General features: G+C 42.3%; 14 protein-coding genes and 2 pseudogenes. 3 read left to right on the forward strand and 13 right to left on the reverse strand.

Annotation, left to right across the window (positions count from 1 at the left end; genetic code table 11):
* The 3 genes from ACGF5R_RS11615 (at position 1) to ACGF5R_RS11625 (ending at position 7,665) form a co-directional block, all read left to right on the forward strand.
* A complete protein-coding gene (locus ACGF5R_RS11615; RefSeq protein ID WP_387690937.1) occupies positions 1-2,889 on the forward strand; it encodes a Tc toxin subunit A in 2,889 nt (962 codons plus the stop codon).
* Between the two features lie 48 nt (positions 2,890-2,937).
* A complete protein-coding gene (locus ACGF5R_RS11620) occupies positions 2,938-7,350 on the forward strand; it encodes a neuraminidase-like domain-containing protein (protein WP_387690939.1) in 4,413 nt (1,470 codons plus the stop codon).
* A 105-nt stretch (positions 7,351-7,455) separates the two neighbouring features.
* Complete coding sequence (locus tag ACGF5R_RS11625; protein ID WP_387690941.1) at positions 7,456-7,665, forward strand: type II toxin-antitoxin system HicB family antitoxin; 210 nt, start codon at positions 7,456-7,458, stop codon at positions 7,663-7,665.
* A gap of 251 nt (positions 7,666-7,916) precedes the next feature.
* Here the strand turns inward: ACGF5R_RS11625 and ACGF5R_RS11630 are convergent, their stop codons facing one another.
* The 13 genes and pseudogenes from ACGF5R_RS11630 to ACGF5R_RS11690 form a co-directional block, all read right to left on the reverse strand.
* Positions 7,917-8,228 carry a helix-turn-helix domain-containing protein gene (locus ACGF5R_RS11630; RefSeq protein WP_387690943.1) on the reverse strand — a complete coding sequence of 104 codons (312 nt, stop codon included), beginning with the start codon at positions 8,226-8,228 and terminating at the stop codon, positions 7,917-7,919.
* Positions 8,225-8,556, reverse strand: a pseudogene (locus tag ACGF5R_RS11635) (type II toxin-antitoxin system RelE/ParE family toxin). Before ACGF5R_RS11635 ends, ACGF5R_RS11630 begins: the two are co-directional and overlap by 4 nt.
* Before the next feature lie 181 nt (positions 8,557-8,737).
* Entirely contained in the window at positions 8,738-9,793 is a 1,056-nt protein-coding gene (gene fbpC, locus ACGF5R_RS11640) for a ferric ABC transporter ATP-binding protein (RefSeq protein WP_387690945.1), read from the reverse strand.
* Between the two features lie 15 nt (positions 9,794-9,808).
* Positions 9,809-11,887: an ABC transporter permease gene (locus tag ACGF5R_RS11645; protein WP_387690946.1), complete on the reverse strand. Its 2,079-nt coding sequence runs from the start codon at positions 11,885-11,887 to the stop codon at positions 9,809-9,811.
* A gap of 71 nt (positions 11,888-11,958) precedes the next feature.
* A complete protein-coding gene (locus ACGF5R_RS11650; RefSeq protein ID WP_112877055.1) occupies positions 11,959-12,990 on the reverse strand; it encodes an ABC transporter substrate-binding protein in 1,032 nt (343 codons plus the stop codon).
* 17 nt (positions 12,991-13,007) lie between these two features.
* Positions 13,008-14,339: an MFS transporter family glucose-6-phosphate receptor UhpC gene (uhpC, locus tag ACGF5R_RS11655; RefSeq protein ID WP_387690948.1), complete on the reverse strand. Its 1,332-nt coding sequence runs from the start codon at positions 14,337-14,339 to the stop codon at positions 13,008-13,010.
* Positions 14,340-14,552: 213 nt separating this feature from the next.
* Complete coding sequence (locus tag ACGF5R_RS11660) at positions 14,553-16,097, reverse strand: MASE1 domain-containing protein (RefSeq protein WP_112877053.1); 1,545 nt, start codon at positions 16,095-16,097, stop codon at positions 14,553-14,555.
* Positions 16,094-16,726: a response regulator transcription factor gene (locus ACGF5R_RS11665; protein ID WP_112877052.1), complete on the reverse strand. Its 633-nt coding sequence runs from the start codon at positions 16,724-16,726 to the stop codon at positions 16,094-16,096. The genes ACGF5R_RS11660 and ACGF5R_RS11665 overlap by 4 nt, the downstream gene beginning before the upstream one ends.
* A gap of 1,601 nt (positions 16,727-18,327) precedes the next feature.
* Positions 18,328-18,600, reverse strand: coding sequence for a PAAR domain-containing protein (locus ACGF5R_RS11670; protein ID WP_265380211.1), 273 nt, complete (start codon positions 18,598-18,600; stop codon positions 18,328-18,330).
* 3 nt (positions 18,601-18,603) lie between these two features.
* Positions 18,604-19,755: a DUF3396 domain-containing protein gene (locus ACGF5R_RS11675; protein WP_387690950.1), complete on the reverse strand. Its 1,152-nt coding sequence runs from the start codon at positions 19,753-19,755 to the stop codon at positions 18,604-18,606.
* Positions 19,756-19,792: 37 nt separating this feature from the next.
* Complete coding sequence (locus ACGF5R_RS11680) at positions 19,793-20,944, reverse strand: DUF3396 domain-containing protein (protein WP_387690952.1); 1,152 nt, start codon at positions 20,942-20,944, stop codon at positions 19,793-19,795.
* Positions 20,945-20,958: 14 nt separating this feature from the next.
* Positions 20,959-22,317: a VRR-NUC domain-containing protein gene (locus ACGF5R_RS11685; RefSeq protein ID WP_387690954.1), complete on the reverse strand. Its 1,359-nt coding sequence runs from the start codon at positions 22,315-22,317 to the stop codon at positions 20,959-20,961.
* A gap of 2 nt (positions 22,318-22,319) precedes the next feature.
* Positions 22,320-22,959, reverse strand: a pseudogene (locus ACGF5R_RS11690) (type VI secretion system tip protein VgrG); the annotation flags it as partial.

The following is a 22,959-nucleotide window of genomic DNA, read 5'->3' on the forward strand; positions in this document are numbered from 1 at the left end:
ATGAATAATGATATCAGCCCGTTGCTAAAGAAATTAGGTAATAAATATAACTTTACCGATAAGATAATTGAATCAGATTGTAAATCTATTTTTGATATTATAAGAATACCCCGTAATCTATTTTTAGATAAGTATAATTCAAATCATCAGGCAGAAGATATTTATGATACAGCAAACAGCTATGCTATACAAATAGCGCGTAAATTTCGCCAGCAGCATTACACTCATAATACATATGCCAGGAGTTATTCTTCTCTTTCATTAAAAGAAGGTCCCCAATATCAATCCTTATTTCAAGATAATTGGCAGCAATACTGTCCAAATGGCGCACCGGAAGCAAATAATTCACCGGTTGCTTATTTAGCAGAGATTTATAAATTAGCGATGGATATTGAATACAATGCGGGTGCTGAGGCCATTAAAATAGATGAGCGCCGCTCTGATTTAGCGCATTTAATGCTGGATGAAGTGAGTATTAATCAAGAGATTTCAACACTGTCATTGGTTAATGCTATGCTAAATCAACGTTTGGAAGTTATGCTAAGACAACAAGGAAAGACCAATTTATCCAGTTATGATCTTTTGGCTAATGTACGTTATCCATTTCAACTTCCTTATGATTATGCACAAAACCAAATTAATCTAACATTTGATAATAAAAAACTTTTTTGTTTGGAAATGGTGCAACAGACAGATAAGAGTTATCCTTATTTTCTTAAATCCAATCTGAATACTGCTAATGGAGAATTTGTGGCACCTTTAACAAATCAGTTAGGAATTTCTCAGCAAAAAATAATTAATGAGCCATTGAATCCCTCTAATAGCCAATTCTATCAGGATAATTACGGTGTTAATAATGCAGAGCTACTTGAGTTGTTATCAACTTTTATTACACAAACAGCTCTCTCTGTCGCGGAGGTTGAGCAATTATTATGTATAAAAGGAATATCGACAAATAAAGAGGCTGCATTAGAGCAAAATAATGTGAGACTATCTCAAAATGTGCTTAATTTAGGTATACCTGCGGCTCCTTATCGTTATGGTGCCGTTTTTATTAATGGGCCGAATGCAAAAGAGAGTGATTTCCTACATTTGTATCGTGAGTTTGCCTCAAGTGGTAATTTACCACAAGCGGTAAATAAATTATCAGGTGTGAATCATGAACGCTTTGATAGGTTAAATCGCATGATACGATTGTGGAAATGGATTAAATTGCCGGTAGATAAAATTGATTTATTGGTAACTGCAACGATGCGGGCAGAAGGGGATGCAAATAAACAATTACAGATGAATGATAATACCTTACGTATGTTAGGTGTTTTTCATCATTGGAGTAAAAAATATCATATTTCACCTGATGATTTTGCTGCGTTGATATATCAAATTACGCCCTTTTCGATAGGTACAGCGATTCCTTTTTTTGATCAGATATTCAATTTATCTTCGCTATTTGATGCACCATTGGTGATAGATGATTGTGAGTTTTATTCAGAGAAAAAACAGGATGATACTATCATTAGTAAGTTGTGTGCTGGATTGAAAATTAAAGCGAAAGATTTTTCTTTATTAGCACCATTAGTTGCTGAATCGATGGATAAAAAGAGTTTAACATGTTCACTTTCTGTTGTTTCTGCGTTTTATCGTATTGTGCAACTGTCGAGAATTTTGGGGTTAACACCACAGGAAGGTGTAGTTCTTTTAACGTTGATAGGTGGAAATAAAGTATTAAAACAGGTCGCGGGTATGCCTTATTTATCGCAATCAGGAAATAATAGGCAAACAGATATTCTGGATATTATGATTGCAATGGATCAAACTACAGAATGGTTGAGAATAAATAAATTATCTGTTGGTACTCTTCAACTATTCTTATTACCAGCTAATGAAGTTGTTATGACAGGAAATGCGGCGCAAGTGGCTTTTATTAATCAAGTTGGATTGCATCGTAATTCAGAGAGTTTAACCCTGGAAAGTTTATCATCAAATATCGTACCAGCATTAGATAATAATGGTGATTTGATTGATTGGTTAACTCCACGTCAAATTGTTTTAAATGCAGTATCTCATCAAAAATATGGTTTAGTTAAGCCTGATGTTAATATTACTGATGAAATTAATAAAGCGATAAAAAGTATATTACTTGATGAGAAAGTCAAAGTATCTATTACTGAACAATGGTCTGCAATTATTACTCAAGCTCAATCTGCACAAAATGCAATATCGGCCAGTATGTTAGTAAATGCATTTCAGTTATCACAACCGTTTCCTTTATTTATTTTAAATTGGATTGGCTCAAGTAGCTACGATTTTTTATTGAAATCATTTGAACTGTTTGATAAGAAAAATTTACAACCAGAGATGATCGGTCAGGATTATTTGATACTGATGTATGATTTATCGCGATATATTTCAGTGATTAAGACTTTTCAACTGAGTACTGTGATGTTAAGTCATTTTTCTGAACATCCTGAATGGTTTGGCTGCCAGAGCACGCAACTTTCTTTATCGGTTATTTATTATTTCAGTCGCTATCGGGATTGGATGCAATTAGTTGCTTGTTTAAATAACGTGGAAGATAAAATATTTCGTTATTTACAGCTAGTTAATATGGATGGTCAAAATAACGATAAAGCTAATATAGTGAAGATATTAACTGAACTATTGTCATGGCAGAGTGATGAAGTGCTATTAGCTAATTCGTATATTATTGGCAAAGAAGATAATATAGCAAAAACGTTGGCCGAAATAGATATCATGATGAGACTTAAAGTTTGGTCTGAGGAAATGGCACTTTCCATGCGTTCATTGTTAGCGACAATAAATATTAATGCTCATTCCTCTTATGAGGATTATAAACAGGTTGGTACAGCGATAGTCGCAACTCTGTAAATATAATTGTCATGATGGAATAACAAATTTTTAATAGAGGTTCAGGATATGAAAAATATTGTTTCTAAAAAATTAGCTGAGAATGTTCGTGATGGATTGGTGAGTTATTACTTGGGGCATATTTCAAAAACAGCTAATGTACCTGATTTAAAAACGCCGGATGATTTGTATCAATATTTACTTATTGATAATCAGGTATCTAGTCAGGTTAATACCAGTGTCGTTGCTCAAGCGATTTCCAGTGTTCAGCAATATATTAATGGTATTATGCTTAATATGGAACCCGGGTATGATTATCAATATGAAAATAAAGTAGAAAAATGGAATAATGTTTTAAGCCAATATAATATTTGGGCGGGTTTTCAACAATTATGGAATTATCCAGAGAATTATATTAGCCCTATATTACGTCAAGGTAAAACAAGTGATTTTAAGGAGTTAGAGGATAATTTAAATAAAGGGAAATTGAGTGACGAGGTTGTTCAGGAAGCCATATTGAATTACTTGAATAAATTTGAAGAGATAAGTAACTTAGAGTTAATGAGTGGCTATATCAATACGACTAAAGAATTAGCCCCCGCTCAGGCTGAATATTATTTTATTGGTAAAATGAATATTACGCCAGGTCAATATTACTGGCGATCGCTGAATATGGCTAATCGAAATATGCAAGATATCATTAATCCTACCGCTTGGAAAGAGTGGGAGAAAATTGGCATTCCTGCTACTGGGGAAGTGATTAAGATCCGGCCAATTGTTATTGATGGTCGTCTTCATATCATTTGGTTAGCGCATGAAGCTAATAATAAAGAAGAAAATTATTATAGTATTAATTTGATATATCGAAAATTTAATGGTGAATGGAGTCTTCCAAATAAATTACGCACTTTTACTGGTGATAAGATTAAAGTTAATAGTGGTTTTGAACTAATTGCATTAATGGATTTGCGAGCTGAGCCTGTATTAGTTATTTCTGCTATTTATAAAACGGAAAAATTAAATAATAATATATCAGAAGAAGATTATCATCCATACTCTTGTAATTTACTATTTAATGAAGTTCCTGTGCCTAAGGTTGGTAAGCAGCCATTAGATATTTATATTTATCAACAGATTAAATCTAATCCTACGGAAGATCTTGCACAATCAAATATGTTGTCAGCCTATTTTGGGGATGCATATAAATTAGTTGATAAGCCTGTTTATCTGGAGTCAAAAAGTTACCCTGGGCTTGCGACAGGGAAAATGACACTATTTGCTGAAATGGGTAGTAGAAAACTACGTCTCCGTGGTAATAATAGTTTGTCGATTGGGAAAGAGATTATTAAATCTGTAGCATGTGATATTGATCTTAAACGTAAAGCTAGTGGAGCAGGAAAGGTTAATATTTCACTCGCTGATGGCGCTAAAGAAAATAATGGAAAAATAGCAGTTTCTGTCTCGGTGACTATTAATGATAATGGTTATGCCGCAGGTGACTATTTTTATATTATGTTTAATTCCAGTCAAAGTGGTTATCCTGAGCTGAATGTTAATTTTTCTGAATGGGGAGAAAAGCAGGGTAACGCCTATCATTTTACCAAAGAAATGGAAGTACCACTGTTTGGACTAAAAGAAGCTAAAGCATTTAGTTCAGAACTCAATAAATATGGTGGTAAGCTTGTTGCTTCTGGCGATGGAACGCCAAAAGTAGATATTGATCAGTCAGATTATCGGGAGGCTGATTTCTGTTTATGGAATATTAACGGGGGAAGCGATATTCTGTTATATTCAGAACGCCAATTACTTAATGGAAAGAGTATTATTCCTACTGTAGAACTTGATCTCGATAAAATAAATGGTAAGGATTCGAGTGTATTTTTAAAATTAGGTTATAAGAAAGAGGGTGAAGATGCGGACTTAGGTTATAACTATTATGAAGTTAAACTAAATAAAACGCCTTATCCTAATTTACTGTTGGCCTATGATAAAAAAACGCAAGCGCAGTATCTGGATATTACTGAATTACAATTTAAATATCGATCTATTAGATTAAATACCCTATTTGGCAAGGAGCTTATTGCGCGGGCTAACCATTCTATTGCTGATGTACTGAGTTGGGAGGCTCAACATATTAATGAACCGCCTATCCTGGGGAGTAATGAAAATAATGATTCAGCGCTTAATGGAGCAAATAGTATTTATTTCTGGGAGCTTTTCTTCCATGTGCCTTATTTAGTTGCGTATCAACTCAATGCTTCACAACAATATCAGGATGCTCAAAACTGGTTGCATTATATTTTCAATCCAGGAGTAAAAAATAAGGCTAATGGTAGCCCAAACTATTGGAATTGCAGCCTGTTAGAGGTTTCCCAAGATAGCTCAGTACAACTAAAAGGATTACAAGATCCAGATGCGATAGCTTATGCAGATCCGGTACATTATAAGAAAGCCATATTTCAAATGTATGTGCAGAACTTAATTGATTTTGGTGATAGTTTTTATCGCTTTCTGACCAATGACGGATTGAATAATGCTAAATTACGCTATCTTCAAGCACAACAATTACTGGGTCACAGACCCGATTTTGATTTAGTCAGTCATTGGCTACCTGTTGAATTGGCAGATATTACCTCTTCAAAGAATAATAAATTACGCGAATTTGAGAGTAATATTGATCCAGACATATTAATTGATCTTCCAGCCACTAAAGTCGGTGCTCATACGGCGGTGGATAATGCTATTTTCCGACTGCCTTTGAACAATGATTTATTGTGGTATTGGGATATTTTATCCAGCAGATTTTATAATTTGCGTCACAACTTGACTTTAGATGGTAAACCTTTGTCGTTACCATTATATGCAACACCGGTTGATCCAAAAAATCTGCTTGCTTTACTAGCAAATGGTGGATCATTATTGGCAGCAGGTAGTACGGGTATTTTGAATATACCGCCTTATCGTTTCCGGGCATTATTACCCAGTGTTTATCATGCAGTAGATACATTAAGTCATTTTGGTGATTTACTCTTGAGTGCCCAAGAACGTAAAGATTGCGCGGAACAGGAAGAGTTGAATCAATTACATTTGAAAGATTTAGCTATTTTTGCTATTTCATTACAGAAAGATGCTGTCGCAGTTGCTGAAAAAGGGAAAGAGGCATTATTAAAAAGTCAGCAGACATTACAACAACGGATTGATCATTATCAGGCGCTTTATGATGAAAACATTTCTACAGATGAAACCAATGCTCTGAATTTACAAGGTACGGCAAAAATTATCTCTTCTGTTGAGGAAGGAATGTTAACTGCCGCCGGTGCCGCCTCGTTGATACCTAGCATTGCGGGAACGTCATTTGGCGGACAACGATGGCATATGCCGCTTGTTTGTTCTGCGGGTATTACACGTACTGCATCATTAATCATGCAAATGGCGAGTGATACATTGAGTGTTAAAGCGGGTTATAACCGGCGACGTGAGGAGTGGGAGATTCAATATAAACAGGCGGAAAGTGAGCTGGAAATGTTAAAAAAACAGCTTGAACAACAAGAGGCGCAAATCTCCGCCGCGAATACAACATTACAACAATCTCAGGCTCAATTGCAAAAAGAGCAGGATATGTATCAGTTTCTTACAGTGACCAGAGTAACGAAATCTTCTCTTTATCAATGGCTGAATGATCAGATGATGTCATTATATCGTCAGGCTTACGATGCAGTGCTTTCGCTATGTTTAAATGCACAAGCATGCTGGCAATATGAAATGGGGGATTTTGCCACACAATTCATTGTGCAAAATGGTTGGGATGATAACCATAATGGTTTATTGGTAGGTGAAAAGATTAAATTGAATCTACTGAAAATGGAGTCAGCTTATTTGAATCGTAATGAACGTCGTTTAGAGTTAACTAAAACAATCTCGTTAAAAAATCTATTATCTGGTACTAAAAAATGGGCAGAGATTCAATCTGAACTTAAAACCGGTGAAGGAATGACATTTATATTGAATGAAAAGTTATTTGATCAAGATTATGCCGGGCATTATTTACGCCAAATCACTTCTGTATCAGTCACGCTACCAACATTAATTGGTCCTTATCAGGATATTAAAGCGACCTTAACTCAAACGAAAAGTTATACGTTGAAAACGCCGGATATTAATGGTGTGAAATATTTACTGTCAAATAAGGAGGGCGATAATAAGCAAATTGTCACCAATTTGAGAGCGAGTCAACAAATCGCACTTTCATCAGGGATTAATGATAGTGGTACATTTAATCTTAATTTCGGTGATGATCGCTATTTACCTTTTGAAGGAACCGGGGCGGTTTCTGACTGGAAACTCACCTTCCCATCAGCGGCAACAGATAGTATACAGCGAGATGTTCTGGATAATTTGACCGATATTATTTTGCATGTACGTTATACTGCGAAAGATGGCGGTGAGGCATTTGCTGGTCAGGTAAGAGAGCTACTTAAATAATATGTTTATTTGTCGCTGTTTTTGTATTTAATATTTAATCAGGAATCTGGTAAATTTATTTCTATTATTTGCCAGGTTCTTGCTGTTTTAATTGGGGATTGAGATATGATGAACAGTACATTAAAAATTGCCGGCTATGTGGCTGTTGTCACTTTTGACCTAGAAATAGAGATGTTTCGCGGTGAGTTTGTCGGGTTAAGTGGTGGTGCTGACTTTTACGCTTATAACATTGGTGAGTTGAAGGAAGAGGGCGTTAAATCTCTGGTTATCTTCTTTGATGAGTGTAAAAAAGACGGCATAGAACCTTACAAGTAAAACTTTACAAATTGTATAGTGGCAAAGTTAGCACAGGTTTGTCACCAGAGCGTCACCGGGCGTTTGCTATTACTGCACAAGCATCAATCAATCTATCAATGAACTGCTTATTGCCTGAATGGGCAATTGGCGCATAGCTTCTTCAAGCGGAAGGATTATTGGTTTTTCACAATCAGCCCGCTACGGCATGGGAGCTGTCAGGTAAAAGTGAAATTCAGCGCATTAAGCACGGGATCTCACTTTTGCAAGGATTAAACGGCGGGTAACTCGGTTAAAGCGACTTCCGGCTCGCTTATCTCAATATGCCGAATATACAGACCTGCATGAGCCATCATTGCAATCAGTTTATCCACACTGAAAAGCTGTATTTTCCCTCTGGCAAGTTCTGAAACACGGGGTTGGGTAATCCCTAACATTCTGGCGGCTTCAGCCTGGGTAAATCCCCTTTTTGCTATCCATTCATTGAGCATATTCATTAGCTGCGCTCGGATCTTCATGTTTTCGGCTTGTTCCGGTGTATCACTGATCGCGTCCCATACGTTTTCAAAAGTCTGTATTTTCATAATTTCCGTTCCTGTATAAGTGCTTTAAAGCGTTTTCTGGCAAGCTCCACATCCTGCTTACTGGTCGCCTGTGTTTTCTTTTGAAAGCAGTGCAGTACATAAACAGCTTCTTCAAATCTAGCGATATACATCGCCCGATAAATACCGCTTTCGTCCCTTACACGAATTTCGCGAACGCCAGTTCCTACAATAGTTAATGGCTTCCAGTCATCTGGCTCCAGCCCCTGTTGCACCGATCAAGCTGAAACCCAATGTTCTGTCTGGCGTCTTCGGGAAAAGACCGTAAATCGTCAAGGCTGCTATCGATAAAACTAAGATGTTTCCGCATTTGATATCCATTATACTAAATTTTGTATATCCAATCATACGTTTTTTTGTATATAAGGCTAGGATAATCTTAAAAATAAAAAATGAGGGCGTTGATTTGGTCATTGAAAAACATTCTTGAGGGTTACAGGCCGCCAACTGGCGGCCTCTTGATCGGAAAGTCAGGATTTTTTGCAATCAAATTAACGGCTGCTTTGCTCTGCCAAAATAAACATCCCAAACGGATGAATTTCCAGATAGTAATTATCGCCGACATTGGGTTGCAATTGGGTGGCGTTAATCTGTAATAACAGCGTTTGCCCTTGCCAATCTACGGTGACTTCATATTGTGGCCCCATGTAAGCCACATGGCTGATGGTGCAGCGTTGGCTGATATTTCCATCCCGGTTCAGGGTAATGGCTTCCGGTCTGACGCCTACCGTTACCGATTGTCGGTTGGTGGTAAAGTTTGCTGGTCGTGGCAGGCGATATTGGAAAATCTCGACATAATCAGCACCTAAAGTCGCCGGGAAGATATTGGCATCTCCCATAAAACTTGCCATAAACTCAGATGCTGGCTGGCGATAGAGTGTTTGTGGCGTGCCAATTTGCATGATTTTACCTTTATTCATCACCAGCACCGCATCGGAAACGGCAAATGCTTCACTTTGATCATGAGTAACGTATAGCGAGGTGATATTAAATTGCTGCTGTAATTCGCGGATTTTCTCGCGCATACTGCGGCGCAGATTAGCATCAAGGTTACTCAGCGGTTCATCGAAAAGTAACACTTTAGGTTTGAGGATCAGTGCGCGAGCGAGAGCAACACGCTGTTGCTGCCCGCCAGAGATTTGGTCTACGTAACGATCGTCAAAGCCGCCTAAGTCCACCAGCTCCAGTGCCTCTTTAACCCGTTCGCGTATCTCCGCTTTAGGCCGTCCTAACATTTTCAGCCCGTAGCCAATATTTTCCCCCAGTGACATATGCGGGAATAGGGCATAGGACTGAAATACCATACAGATGTCCCGTTGCTGAATAGAGCGATCTGTAACGTCTTCACCGTCAATGAAAATCTTACCTTCACTAGGTTTCTCCAACCCGGCGACCAGACGCAATACGGTGGTTTTACCGCAGCCGGATGGCCCTAGCAGCGTGACCATATGTCCCTGCGGAATAGATAGTTCCAGATTATCGATCACGGTGTTGCTACCGAACCGTTTGGTTACATTTTTCAGTTCGACAAAATTTTGTTGTGTCATATCGTCACTCCGTGATTACTGTGCATTTTTGGCTTTGGAGCGAGAGATCCGCGCTTCGCCAATCAGATAGTCAAATAAGAAAATAATGGCCAGCATAACCACAATCAGGATCGAGCCATAAGCGATAGCAACCCCGTATTCACCATCTTCCACTCGATTCAGAATATAAGAGGTTGCTACGCGGGTGTCTGGTGTGACCAGGAAGACAATCGCGCTGACGGTGGTAATCGCACGAACAAAGCTGTAGATCAGTGCAGATAAAATCGCCGGACGCAGTAAGGGTAACAGTATATGGAAGATGGTTTTCATCGATCCAGCGCGCAGGCTGAGTGAAGCTTCATCCAGTGATTTATCAATTTGTCCAAGACCGGCAATGCCTGCTCGGATACCTACCGGCACGTTTCGCATGGTCATGGAGATAATGACGATGGCTGCGGTTCCGGTGAGATAAAAAGGTGAATCATTAAAGGCCAGAATGTAGGAAACTCCGGCGACGGTACCCGGTACGGCAAAGCATAGCATGGTGGTGAATTCGATGGTTTTTTTACCGCGAAATTCCTGGCGTACGACAATGTAAGCAATCAATAGACCGAGGATCGCGGTAATGGGGGCGGCGATACCGGCGTAGAGCAGGGTATCCAGTAATGATGGCCATGCGCCATCGTGCAGACCTTGACCGAACAGTTTGATGAAGTTATCTAAGGTCAGAGTGTAATCCACTCCCCAGTTGACGGTGAAACTGCCGTAGAAGATGCTGCCGTATAACAAAATGTTGAACACAACCCAGATAAATAGGATGACACAGACCCCCCAAACCAGCGAAGTTGGCAACGGTTGTACGTCACCACGGTAGGATTTGCCGGAAACCGTGACGTAGGAACGTTTACCAATCCACAGATATTGCACGCAGAAGACCAGTAATGAGAAAACCAGCAGTGAAGCGCCGAGAGTACTGGCGGCCTGATAGTCGAGTTGAGAACCGGTGATATAGAAATAGATCTGGGTCGCCAGTACGTCAAAGCTACCGCCCAGTACCAATGGGTTACTGAAATCTGCCAGAGACTGGATAATGACAATCAGGAAAGCGTTCGCCAGTGCCGGTTTTAACAGCGGAATAAAAACATTGAAGAATGTCTGATAGCGATTGGCTCGCAGAGTATAAGCAGCTTCTTCCAATGAGGGATGGATGGTTTTGATAGCGCCATCAAGGATCATAAATGCCATTGGCGTAAAGGCTAGAACTTGCGCCAGCCAGATGCCGGTAAAGCCATACAGCCAGTTGGTGTTGGTTAGGCCAAACCAGGTTGCCATAAATTCAGTGATATAACCGGAACGGCCCATCATTAGGGTGACGCCTAAACCAACCACAAACGGTGGCGTTACGATGGGTAAGATAGAGAATACCCGGCCAATAATGGCGGAACGGCGGGCGATTCTGGCGGTATAAATTGCCAGTACCAGCCCGAAGAAAGTGCAACCTATACCAACGGCTAGAGAGAGCAGAATGGAGTTGATGATAACCTGAATAATATGTGCCTGCCCCAGGATCGATATAAAAGCAAATGGGGCAAACTGACCGGCATCATCCGTAAACATCGGAATAAAGATGGCAATACTCGGATAAAGGATAAATATGCCGATTAGGGCAATAACCGCGACCAATGAGCCGATAACAAAACTGTCACCACCAAGCCATTCAAGGCGAGACAGAGCCAGAGTAATAATCGCGCCCAGTGAGATAAACAGGAAAATCGTCGAGTAGCCTAGCCCACGACCGATAATAGCTGCGCTAATAACCACAAATAGAGCGCATAATAAAGCATAACCAGCGTCAAAATAGTGGCGTCGATGTTGATTGCGGTTTGCTGGTGTCAGTGGGCGTAGTAGTAGCACTGAGGGTAACAGGAACCACAGTAAACTGATGTTTAATCTGTTCCAGCCATAGGCGGCAAGAAGTTCATCTTGAGTAGAGTCGAATAGGCCGTAGTCCAGGCTCCATGATGGCAAAAGCGCGAAGGCCAGCCACATTAGAGCAATCCACCAGAACACGGCATCCTGCTTCTGTCTGATAGGCAGGGTAAATGCGTGAGACATAATTTCCTTCCATTTTATTATTATTGTGAGATAGCTTCTTAAGGGCGGAGGTGATCCGCCCTTGACTGACTTTATTTAGCCATTTTCACTTCTGTCACCCATTTGGTAATTAACTCTTTGCGTACATCACTGGCGCCATATTTATCCATATCGTAATTAATCAGTTTCAGATCGGATAATTTAAGCGCCAAAGGAGAAGCTTTCGCCTTGGTATTGGTCAGGATCTGATAAGCTTTTCCTTTCTTCCAACTCAATTCCTGAGCTTCTTTGGATAACACCCAGTCAACAAACAGTTTGGCGTTGTCCATATTGCGGGCATTTTTGATGATACTTACGCCGCCGATTTCATAACCGGTACTTTCACATGGCGCGATAAGTTTTAGTGGGGCGCCATTTTCTACTTCCAATGAGTAATCATGCAGGAAACCGATACCAATCGCGGATTCGCCGCGAGCGGCATTTCGTGCTGGGGCAATACCGGATTTGGTGTACTGAGAAATGTTGACGTTTAGTTTTTTCAGGTAATCAAATGCCTGATCTTTGCCCCATAACTGAACAAAGGTTGCTAACGCGGTGTAAGCGGTGCCTGAACTTTGAGGATCGGCAATCTGAATTTCGCCTTTATATATCGGTTTGGTGAGATCTTTCCAGCAGGTTGGAATCGGCAGATTTTTCTCTTTTAGACGTTCAGTGTTGACGCCATAGCCGAGAATACCGACGTAAACGGCGGAGCTGTAGTTGCCTTTACGTTTAGCCGGGTCGCGGAACTGTGGCATGATTTGTGTCAGATTAGGGGATTTATAAGGTTCTAGTAGATCCATCTCTCCCGCTTGAGATTGCGGGTCCAGAGTCCCGCCGTACCAGATATCTGCTTGTGGATTGCGTTTTTCGGCTTCAATTTTTGCCAGAGTACTGCCTGAACCGTTACGGACAAAAGTGGTTTTTACATTATATTTTTCACCGAATGCTCTGGTTTCAGTTTCACACAAGGCGTTAGTCGCGCTGCAATAAACGATCAAACGTCCGGCGGCCTGAGCACTGTTGGTAAATGCAGCAACGGCCAGACCGGCTGCAATAAGTGTAGAGAGAGGTTTCAGTTTCATTATTTTGTCCTTAGTATTCAAAACTGCTTATTATTAGAAAGTAGCGAGGCTACCCTTGCCATATGTTCCCTTTTACCAACGTCTGCCATTAACAGTGGCATCAACAGCAAACCCATCATGGCGGCTGCGGCGGTGAGCAGGGCAAACATCCCTGACCAGCCATAGTGGGCAACCACCTGACTTAGTGGCCAGCCTGCGATTGCTGCGCCTAGGTAGGCGTACAATCCCAGATAACCCGTGACGGTGCCGGCAGCTTGTTTATGGCAATATTCCGTTGCTGCCAGCCCAATCAGCATTTGCGGGCCAAATACAAAAAAACCGATACTGAAAAAACAGACTGCCAACAGCGCATAGTGATGAATGGGAGTGAGCCACAATGCGGTGACAGTCACGAATAGCCCAAGAGCAAACAGGAGAATCATTGGGGCGCGTTGGCCGCGGAACAGTAAATCAGATCCCCAACCGGAAAACAGAGCGCCGGTTAAACCACCGAGTTCAAATAGCGAGAGCGTCGCATTGGCACTGAGCAGATTGGCGCCATGTGTTTCTGACAACCACAAGTTTCCCCAATCGTTAATCGCCATTCTGATGAGATAGACCAGAATGTAGGAGCATCCTAGCAACCAGATAGTTCTGTTAATTAAGATGGTATCCCGTAGTATCTGCATCATCGGCATGGGGTGCGATAGCTGTTCATGTCGAAGCTCCAGTGAATCCTGCCGCCACTGCCCCACACTGGGCAAACCGTGCTGTTGTGGGGTGCCACATAACTGATGGCAGAGCCAGATGCCTAATAAAATGCCAATAATTCCCGGCATCATCAGCGCTGTTTGCCAGCCGTAAGTTGTCGCCAGAAAAGCGGACAATATCGGGACGGTAATACCGACGATATTAATGGAGGTATTCCAGTATCCCCACCAGAAGCCGCGTTCATTGCGGGAGTACCAGTGTGTCAGCAATCTGGCGCAGGGGGGCCATCCCCAGCCCTGAAAGAAGCCGTTCAGTGTCCAGATGATCAGCAGTGCAGAAAATGATGAGCAGAAAGCAAAGATAATGTTTAACACACCTGTCATCACTAATCCGGCACCCATAAACCAGCGATAACCGGTGTGATCATGAAATACACCAGAAATAAATTTTGAGCTGCCGTAAGTCAGATAGAACAGAGTGGTTATCCAGCCGATATGCCCTTTATCCAATCCCAGTTCCAACTGCATAACCGGCATAACAAAGTTGAAGCTTTTTCGCGTCAGATAAAATGCGGCATAGCCAATGATCATGGAAATCAGCAAACGGCTGCGCCAGCGGTGATAGTGTTGTGAAATCTGTTTCTGGCTGGTGGTTTGCATACCCGGCTCCTCCATGAAAATGAAATATACCCGTTATCTTTCAAGTTGCCTCTTTGTTGGCGGCACTCACTCACCCCGGTCACATCGTTATCTATGCTCCCGGGGATTCGCTCCCTTGCCGTCGCGATCCATCTTGAAATCCATAGGGTATATAAAGAAAGGTTGATGAAAATGGATGGGATAAGGTTTTAGGAAACTAGGAATAATTCCTAGTTATGCCTGATTTTCATCGGAATTTGTGGGCAGCTTAACAATTATGCGTGTGCCGTTATCATTACTTAACTGCCAATCTCCACCTAACGCGCGGATACGTTCTTCAATACCTTGGAGGCCAAATCCACCTTTTCTTTTATCTTCTGTAATGCCGATGCCGTTATCACTGATTCTGAGTTCGATCACATCCCGGTGTTGCCGCAGGATGATAGCGATTCGAGTCGCTTTGGCATGTTTACTAACGTTGTTCAGTAACTCTTGAACCAGACGGTAAAGGGTAAAAACCACCGTTTCATTGGTTGGATTTTGAGGAAGCTGGTAGTCCAACCGACAATCAATATGTTGTTCTTTAAACGCAAATTCATGGATCAGATGGTGAAGCGCTTTTTCTAAGGACATCTCTTCCAAAACCGGTGGGCGCAATTGGCGTAATAATTGACGGGTGGATTGGTGGATCTGTTGGGCCAGGTTATTGATCTGTTCTGCGATCATTTCTGTTGCCGGGGTGATGGCTGTACGTTTTATCAGCGTTGCCTGAATTTGAATGGCAGTAATATTCTGACCAATTTCATCATGTAACTCGCGGGCAATACTTTTACGAATATCTTCTTCTGTGTGAACCAGCTTCTTCATCAGAGTATGGCGGGCGGTTAGTTCCTGCTCTAAGAGTTCATGGTAACGTTGTAAATTTTCAGCGAGCTGTTGTTGGCGGCTGATTGCTATCCCCAGACCTATGCCTAAGAGGGCCTGAATGGTCAGGAACATTTCCAGTTCGCCTAAATCGTTAAAAGCGCCACTGAATTGCCGAGCTGATGTGATCATTAGGCTCCCTAGTAAAGCCGCCAGTACGCCGCCTTGCCAGCCATAACGGTAGGCCATAAAGACATTAGGGATAAATATGAGAATCACCAAAAGGTTTTCAATTTCTGGTGACATAAAGATCTGGGCGCTTAATCCTAGCAAGCAGAATAGACAACACCACATCAACAAAGAAGGGCGTAACTGAGGATCAGGGTCACTCGGTTGCAGCATATTTTTTAGATGTTGCTGACGTAGATATTCATAGATCAGATAAACAAAAGGTGACAATAAAACTCCACCGGTTAACGAGGTGAGAAACAGGTGGCTGGTGCCGGCAGTCAGCGTAAATCCCAGACAAACAGCCTGCAATACGCTATTGGCGGCTACGCCAGCCAGCAGAATTGAGAGCCGTTGCCAATACAGGGGATAGCGCCACCAGAATTGTTGCACGATAAGGGTGGGTATTAGGCTGAGAAAGGGTGATAACAGAATGATATTGTGAGTAATAAGTTGTTCGCTGCCGAGCCATAGCAGGATAATAATCTCAGTGGCTAATAAGGTGGGCAAGTAACGACGTCCCAGTAGGATAAACAGCGCTAGCCGCAACCCTTGTGGCAGAAGTAGTGCAGCTTGTTGTCCATTGTCATTCAGGTAGAAGCTGATGGTCCACAGAGCAAGCCAGCTCAGCGAATAAAAAATCAGCAGAAAGAGTGATAACAGGCCAAATCGTGATCCTCTGTTCATGGATTCCCCATTGGAATCTGGTGTTGCAGAGCGTAATGAACCAGATCAATGGTGCTATCGCACTGGAGTTTGCTAAGAATATTGGCGCGGTGAACATGAACAGTTTTATGACTGAGATAGAGTTGTTCTGCGATAGTTTTAACATTAATACCATTGATCAGCAGATCAAATATTTCCCGTTCTCTGGGGGTTAGAATTTGCAGTGCTGTAACTTTCTGTGATGTTTGACGCAGTGCTTTTAGTGCATCGGCACACAAATAGCATCCCCCTTGATGTACGGAACGTACTGCCTGTACTAATTCTTCCGGGCCGCATCGTTTGGTGAGATAGCCGCAGGCGCCGGCATCCAATGCGCTTTGTACAAATGCGGTGGTGTCATAAATGCTGAGAATAATGGTACGAAAATCAGGCCGTTTTTGCCGTAACCGAGTGAGCAGGTGCAAACCACTTTCATCCGGTATCGCGATATCCATCACGGCAACATCAATCGGGTTTCTGAGTAAACCCAACCAGGCTTCTTTGGCATTGGCGTATTGCCCGGCGATTTCAAGATCATTTTCAAGCGTGAGTAATTGTGCAAAACCGGAACGGACGACTACGTGGTCGTCAATAAGTGCAACTCTAATCATAAGTTTTAGTTAATAGATAATGGTAAATACAATAACTTCCATGATGTGCAGGAAAGGCTGGTTATGCAAATTAATCAATTAAATCTGCAAGAAAGCTAACAAATTTAGCTATGAATTTATGAGCCACCTTTATGCTCTGAGTACTGGCGTGGCGAAAGCCAGAAAAATGGGGATTAGCAAAAACCGCCGTAAACCCTCGCATTGGGCTAGGATTTACGGGGCAATTGTTAAAAAAGCCTTTTTTATCTGTCAGTGTGGTTTTAAAAGCTGGATAAAGAGGCCAAGCGTACCCCGGAAAAAACAGGTAAAAACTTTAATCATCAAAAGTAAAAAGAATTGATTAAGGATTTTTAAAAGCGGGTAAAAAGTCCGATGTCATGCTGACATTGGAAGAGAAAACATCAGAAAAAACAGGTTCTAAATTGATTAAATAAGGTGAAAAAAAATAACAGCGTTAACCCAATAACAAGAATATACCCGTCATCTTTCAAGCTGCCTATCAGTTTAATGAAAACAAGGACGTTAAATACGATTCAGAAAATGTAAAAACCTTTATTAGATTTACCACAATTAAGTAATAAAAACCTTTCGTTACAATAGATTTACAATTAAAAATAAGCAACCCCTCAGAATGAAAACCGCTGTATAAGCTTATCATATTTTTAACATTACTTTTTTAACTTACATTTCCCTTTTACCGGTGATTAATCAACTAAGGATTAAAAAATAGGCACCACATTAGCCCGCTTTTTAAAAGGTACAGAGTGACTAAAAACAACCTATTCCGTGCTATTTTTAATCCACTTATCGGTAAATCGGTAATACTACACTCCACTTATTTTACATTTACCTAACCAGCTATGACTATTTAAAAAGACAAACAGAGAGGGATTAAACACTTCATTCAACAGACTGATTTAATCAAGAAAATTAAAGTTTTCAGTAGCGTGATTAATGACATTTAGTCGAAATTAACTAACCATTAACCGAAGGTTGAAAAGCAATAATCACGTAAAATAACATTAATAGAATAGATTGACATTAAAGTATTTTTTCACCATCGTTTTACGAAAAAATCAATAAAAATGCGATTAAAGAAGAGATAAAACGATTAATTTAGCTGGATTTAAGCGCTAAAAAAGGAGTTATCCTAAAAAAAACATTAATGGTATCTCTATACTAGAGAACTATTTATTAGTGATTTATAAAGAAAAAAATAAAAGGTGATTATTTATAAAAACCCGCAAAATTGCCAGTAAAACAATGTTAGTAAAACAGTATCAGTAAAAATAAATCGGATATGATTAACTAACTTTCCAAAATGGTGCTACACCTTATCTACTAACAACCCTATGCATAACAATGGGTTGAAGGAAACCATGTGTAACGGAATTATGAAACCTTATTTAACGTTCGTTTAAACGTAAAACCACGATATATCATAATGTTTAAATTTAGCAAAAAGCATATATCCAAAAGATAAAAAATGGTTAAAACCAGATACCGATTAAAACCAGAGGTAAAAAAATGACTTTTAATCACCGTTTAAAACCAGCCCTGGTTTTACGGGTATTTCAATTCAAGGCGTTAGCATTTAATAGTTATGACCGTACCTTTAATCGACAAGCGCCGGTCGGGCAACCACAATTAACCAAGTGTCCCTCCAGCGCGACAGGTATTCCTTGTATATTGAATAAGTTAGAACCTTCCGCAATCGCGCCGGTTTGTTTACAGACGGGACAAAACACCGGGTCACCTTTACAGGCAACCGATAGTTGTTGGTTTACCAAACCGGAACCATTTAAAACATCGCCTCCGGTCGTTGTGGTATCACCTTTCAGGATAATTTTTTTTCCTTCCACTACACTTCGCATCATTTACTCCGTTATATTTTCCGTTTCTCGTATTAAATGCCAGATGGTTGTGCCCGGTTCTGCCCCTTCAACATCAAAAGCCATCGCCCCCTGAGCAAAGAAGTACTGCTGACCCGGCAGGCTATCGGTTTGCCAGATCCCGCTGACCAGAGCAGGATGGTCACCTCTCATAGGGGTCACATTCAGCGGTCCACGGTCATAACGGGCATACCAGGCCAGGGTGGAAGTTGAATTAAAATGACCTTCACCATAGAAGTGCAATGAATGGCCTTCACGGGGAATGACCCGTATCGGACGTATCAATTGGTTAATAGCAAAATAACTCTCCGGGACACTGCCCGGTAGCGGCGTTAAATCCGGGTATTGACCGGCCCGGATCATCAGACCATTGGAGTAAGGCGTAATCACCACATCCGGGTAGAGGTGGCGGGCCAGCACATGACGTATCCAGAATTCCCCACCCAGTCGGTTTACAAATCGTTTGGACAGCAGGGTGATCCAGTTAATGCCACGGATAGAATGTCCATACTGTAATACCGCAGTATGAACCGCAGAATTGACTTGCAGGGAGGGATAACGTTGCGCTAGCTGGTATTCTAAGGGAAAGTAGTCATGGTAATCTCTGGGGATGACTAGGCCGTAGCCACAGTCCCCACTGTCCGGTTCGAGTTGTTCACACAGAAAATCCAGCCAGGCCATAAACTGGGTCATGCCCTCTTGCCCTTTTAGATAATCCCAAGGCAGTGTCAGGCTTAGGTAAGAGCTACCATCGTCACCATCAATTTCTCGGGAATCCAGATAACGCATCAGATAGCGAGGGGCTTCATAGAGATTTTTGGCGTCACTGACTACCCAACTAGAAAGCTGGTTTTTTTTCTGATTCAGAATGCCTTCTTCCACTTTGGTAATATTTTCCGGTGAATATTTTTTTAATCCCTTCAGTGAATGACGATGAAAACGCAGGTGGGTACCAAACTCTTCGCGAAAGCGCCGGTAGCAGGCCAGAATGCGCTGTTTTTTCTCCTGGGTGTAACCCTGTTTAAAAAACAGGGTAATCGAGAGACCCAGACGGGAAACAGTTAGACCATCACCATTAATAAAAAGAAAAGAGGTCAGTTGTGATCTCAACTGGGCAAAGTAATCTAAAGTTTCCATCATTTTCTCCGTGAATTATGAGGCGGCGGATAATCTATTATTCCCACATATTTGCCGCTTCCCGTATCAGATGCCATACAGTTGTGCCCGTCTCTGCACCTTCAACATCAAAAGCCATCGTCCCCTGAGCAAAGAAGTACTGCTTATCAGGCAAGCTATCGGTTTGCCAGATCCCGCTGACCAGTGCAGGATGGTCCCCTCTCATAGGGGTCACTTGTAGCGGGCCTCGGTCATAACGGGCATACCAGGCCAGGGTGGAAGTTGAATTAAAATGACCTTCACCATAGAAGTGCAATGAATGGCCTTCACGGGGAATGACCCGTATCGGACGTATCAATTGGTTAATAGCAAAATAACTCTCCGGGACACTGCCCGGTAGCGGTGTTAAGTCCGGGTATTGACCGGCCCGGATCATCAGACCATTGGAGTAAGGCGTAATCACCACATCCGGGTAGAGGTGGCGGGCCAGCACATGACGTATCCAGAATTCCCCCCCTAACCGTTCTACAAAGCGTTTGGACAGCAAGGTGATCCAGTTTATGCCACGGATGGAGTGTCCATATTGTAACTTTGCTGTATGAACCGCAGAATTAACCTGCAATGCAGGGTAACGTTGCGCTAGCTGGTATTCTAAGGGAAAGTAGTCATGGTAATCTCTGGGCAGCACCAGACAATAACCGCAGTCCCCACTGTCCGGTTCGAGTTGTTCACACAGAAAGTCCAGCCAGGCCATAAATCGGGCCATGCCCTCTTGTTCTTTCAAATAATCCCAGGGCAGCACCAAACTCAGGTAGGAACTACCATCGTCACCATCAATTTCTCGGGAATCCAGGTAATGCATCAGATAGCGGGGAGCTTCATAGATATTTTTGGCGTCACTGATATCCCAGGTAGAAAGCTGGTTTTTTTTCTGATTCAGAATGCCTTCTTCCACTTTGGTAATATTTTCCGGTGAATATTTTTTTAATCCCTTCAGTGAATGACGATGAAAACGCAGGTAAGGGCCAAACTCTTCGTGAAAGCGCCGGTAGCAGGCCAGAATGCGTTGTTTTTTCTCCTGGGTGTAGCCTTGTTTAAAAAACAGGGTAATAGATATCCCAAGACGAGAAACAGTCAGCCCATCGCCATTGAGGAAGGTAAACGCGGTCAGTTGTGATTTCAACTGGGCAAAGTAATCTGAAGTATCCATATTCTCTCCGTTAATTATGAAACAGTGGCGAATGTCACACTCGCCAGTATTGCCAGGACGGCGGCTAACGCGGCGGTACTGGCTGCTACTGCGGCAGCTAAAATTTCCACCAGTGCAATCAGTGCAGCAGCGACGGCAAGGGTGACCAGGACAACAACGGCAACACCGGCAATAATCACCACCATTTCCAGCATGCCTTCACCCACCTCTTTTAATATCTGCATCCAGCTAATGTTTTTTAGCTCTTCCAGGGTGATATCTGAACCCTGTTGCACAATCTGCCACCGGGCTTTTATCTCACTCTCCGTCCAGGTCACGATTTTCCCCGTTTGTTCATTAACCCAGGAAAAAGCGTAGCTGACCTGATGGCTTATCGGGTCAATAACCTCGTTACACACCCACTTGCCGGCTTGATTGAACCAGATACCAAACTGGGCAAGGAGCTCCCGGGTACTGTCGCGGACATAACTCAACCCATCTTCGGCCAGACCCGCCACCTCCTGCCCGAGGACAACCCAGTCTTCATAGCTGGGTAAAAACGACCAGCGGGAAGTGCTGAGAAGCGGTGGATTTTTTGTCAGGGGTTGCGGAATGGTCCCCGGTACACCCTCTACGGGAGGGGTGGGTAAAGCTTCGTCATCAGGCGGCGAACCCGGCGGTAGAGGGGCTAGTGGGATGGGATTTTTATAGTGTTGGGAACCGGGTTGATAATGTTTTCGCCACGCTTCATCATACTGTTTTTGCTCCTCAGTGCGATTATCTATGACGCGCAATACACCAAAACGTTTTTCTGTCGCAATTAGCATATAATCCAATTCCTGATCTCTACTTAGATCATCCCCCGGAAATTTCACCTCAATCAACATTTTCAGATTATCGAGGTGCACAGAACCATCGAAGTAGGTGGCATTTCTGCCCGGCCAGCGAAGAGCCTCATCTCTAACCAGAATAATATCGGGCCGACGGATACTAACAACACCAAATTTCTCCGCGTCTTCAGCAGAAGGTCGGGCAAACGGATTACTGGACTGCGGCAAATTACCACCATAACGCTGTTTAGAGTCTTGGCTAGTCGCCAGCATGGGTAAGGGGACATCTTGCTCTCCTCTGATAGCAAACACCACTTCCGCTTTATAGGGCCACAGGAAGTCATGTTTAAGTTCCTCAACCTTAATCAACCCACTCATAATGACTTGATTAAGAAAGCGAATAGCCCCCAGTTTGGTGATAATCATTGCCGGCAGGCGCAGGGCATATTCGGCTTTTCTCGCCAGATAACAGGGATCTTCATCAGCAGGAAAGACACCTATTTCCATCGTACAGGTGATTGATGTGACAGCCGGGCACATCTTGCCGTTGTTGGATATTGCCATACTTATTCCTCCGTAAATTCCATAACATGCTCTACCGGTGTGTTATCACTGGCCTGATATAAGGTTTGCTTCGGTTTAGGTGGGTTTTCTGGTGAACTCAGTTGCAGATTTTCTTCTGCCGCACTCTGTACGGTCATCGTTCTGCCCAACGCGTCAGTTTTACCCGGGATGACCTGACCATCGCCAGTGGTAATGGTGTAGGGGACATCCACCAACGGCTTATCGCTTTGCTCGCTGAGCAGGGTATAGCGGGCAGAGTAGTCAAACAGCGCACCGGCGGATTTCTTGCCGGTGATATGGTCGGTCATAGTGATGCTGACGCCTTCAATACGGATATTGCCCATTGGGTCAATAACTATCTGCCCGCCTGCGTTCCCAATGGTGATTTGTCCGCTTTCAGAGTGCACCGTGATATGTTTACCCACAGTGATTTGCTGGTTATCGGTGATGTTCAGTTGATGACTTTTACCAATAGAAAGGGCTTGCTGACCTTTAACGGTCACCGTTTGATTTTGACCGACTTCAAGCGTTTGAAAGCCCTGCACGGCTTCATCATCATCGTTTTTAATTATCGCCGTGCGGTTATGCGCCACTTCTGTTTTCTGGTCATTACCTGTCTGCGTGGTGTTATCCCAGAGAATC

The sequence above is a fragment of the Photorhabdus sp. RM71S genome (assembly GCF_042879355.1).
In the GTDB taxonomy this organism is placed as follows: domain Bacteria; phylum Pseudomonadota; class Gammaproteobacteria; order Enterobacterales; family Enterobacteriaceae; genus Photorhabdus; species Photorhabdus kayaii.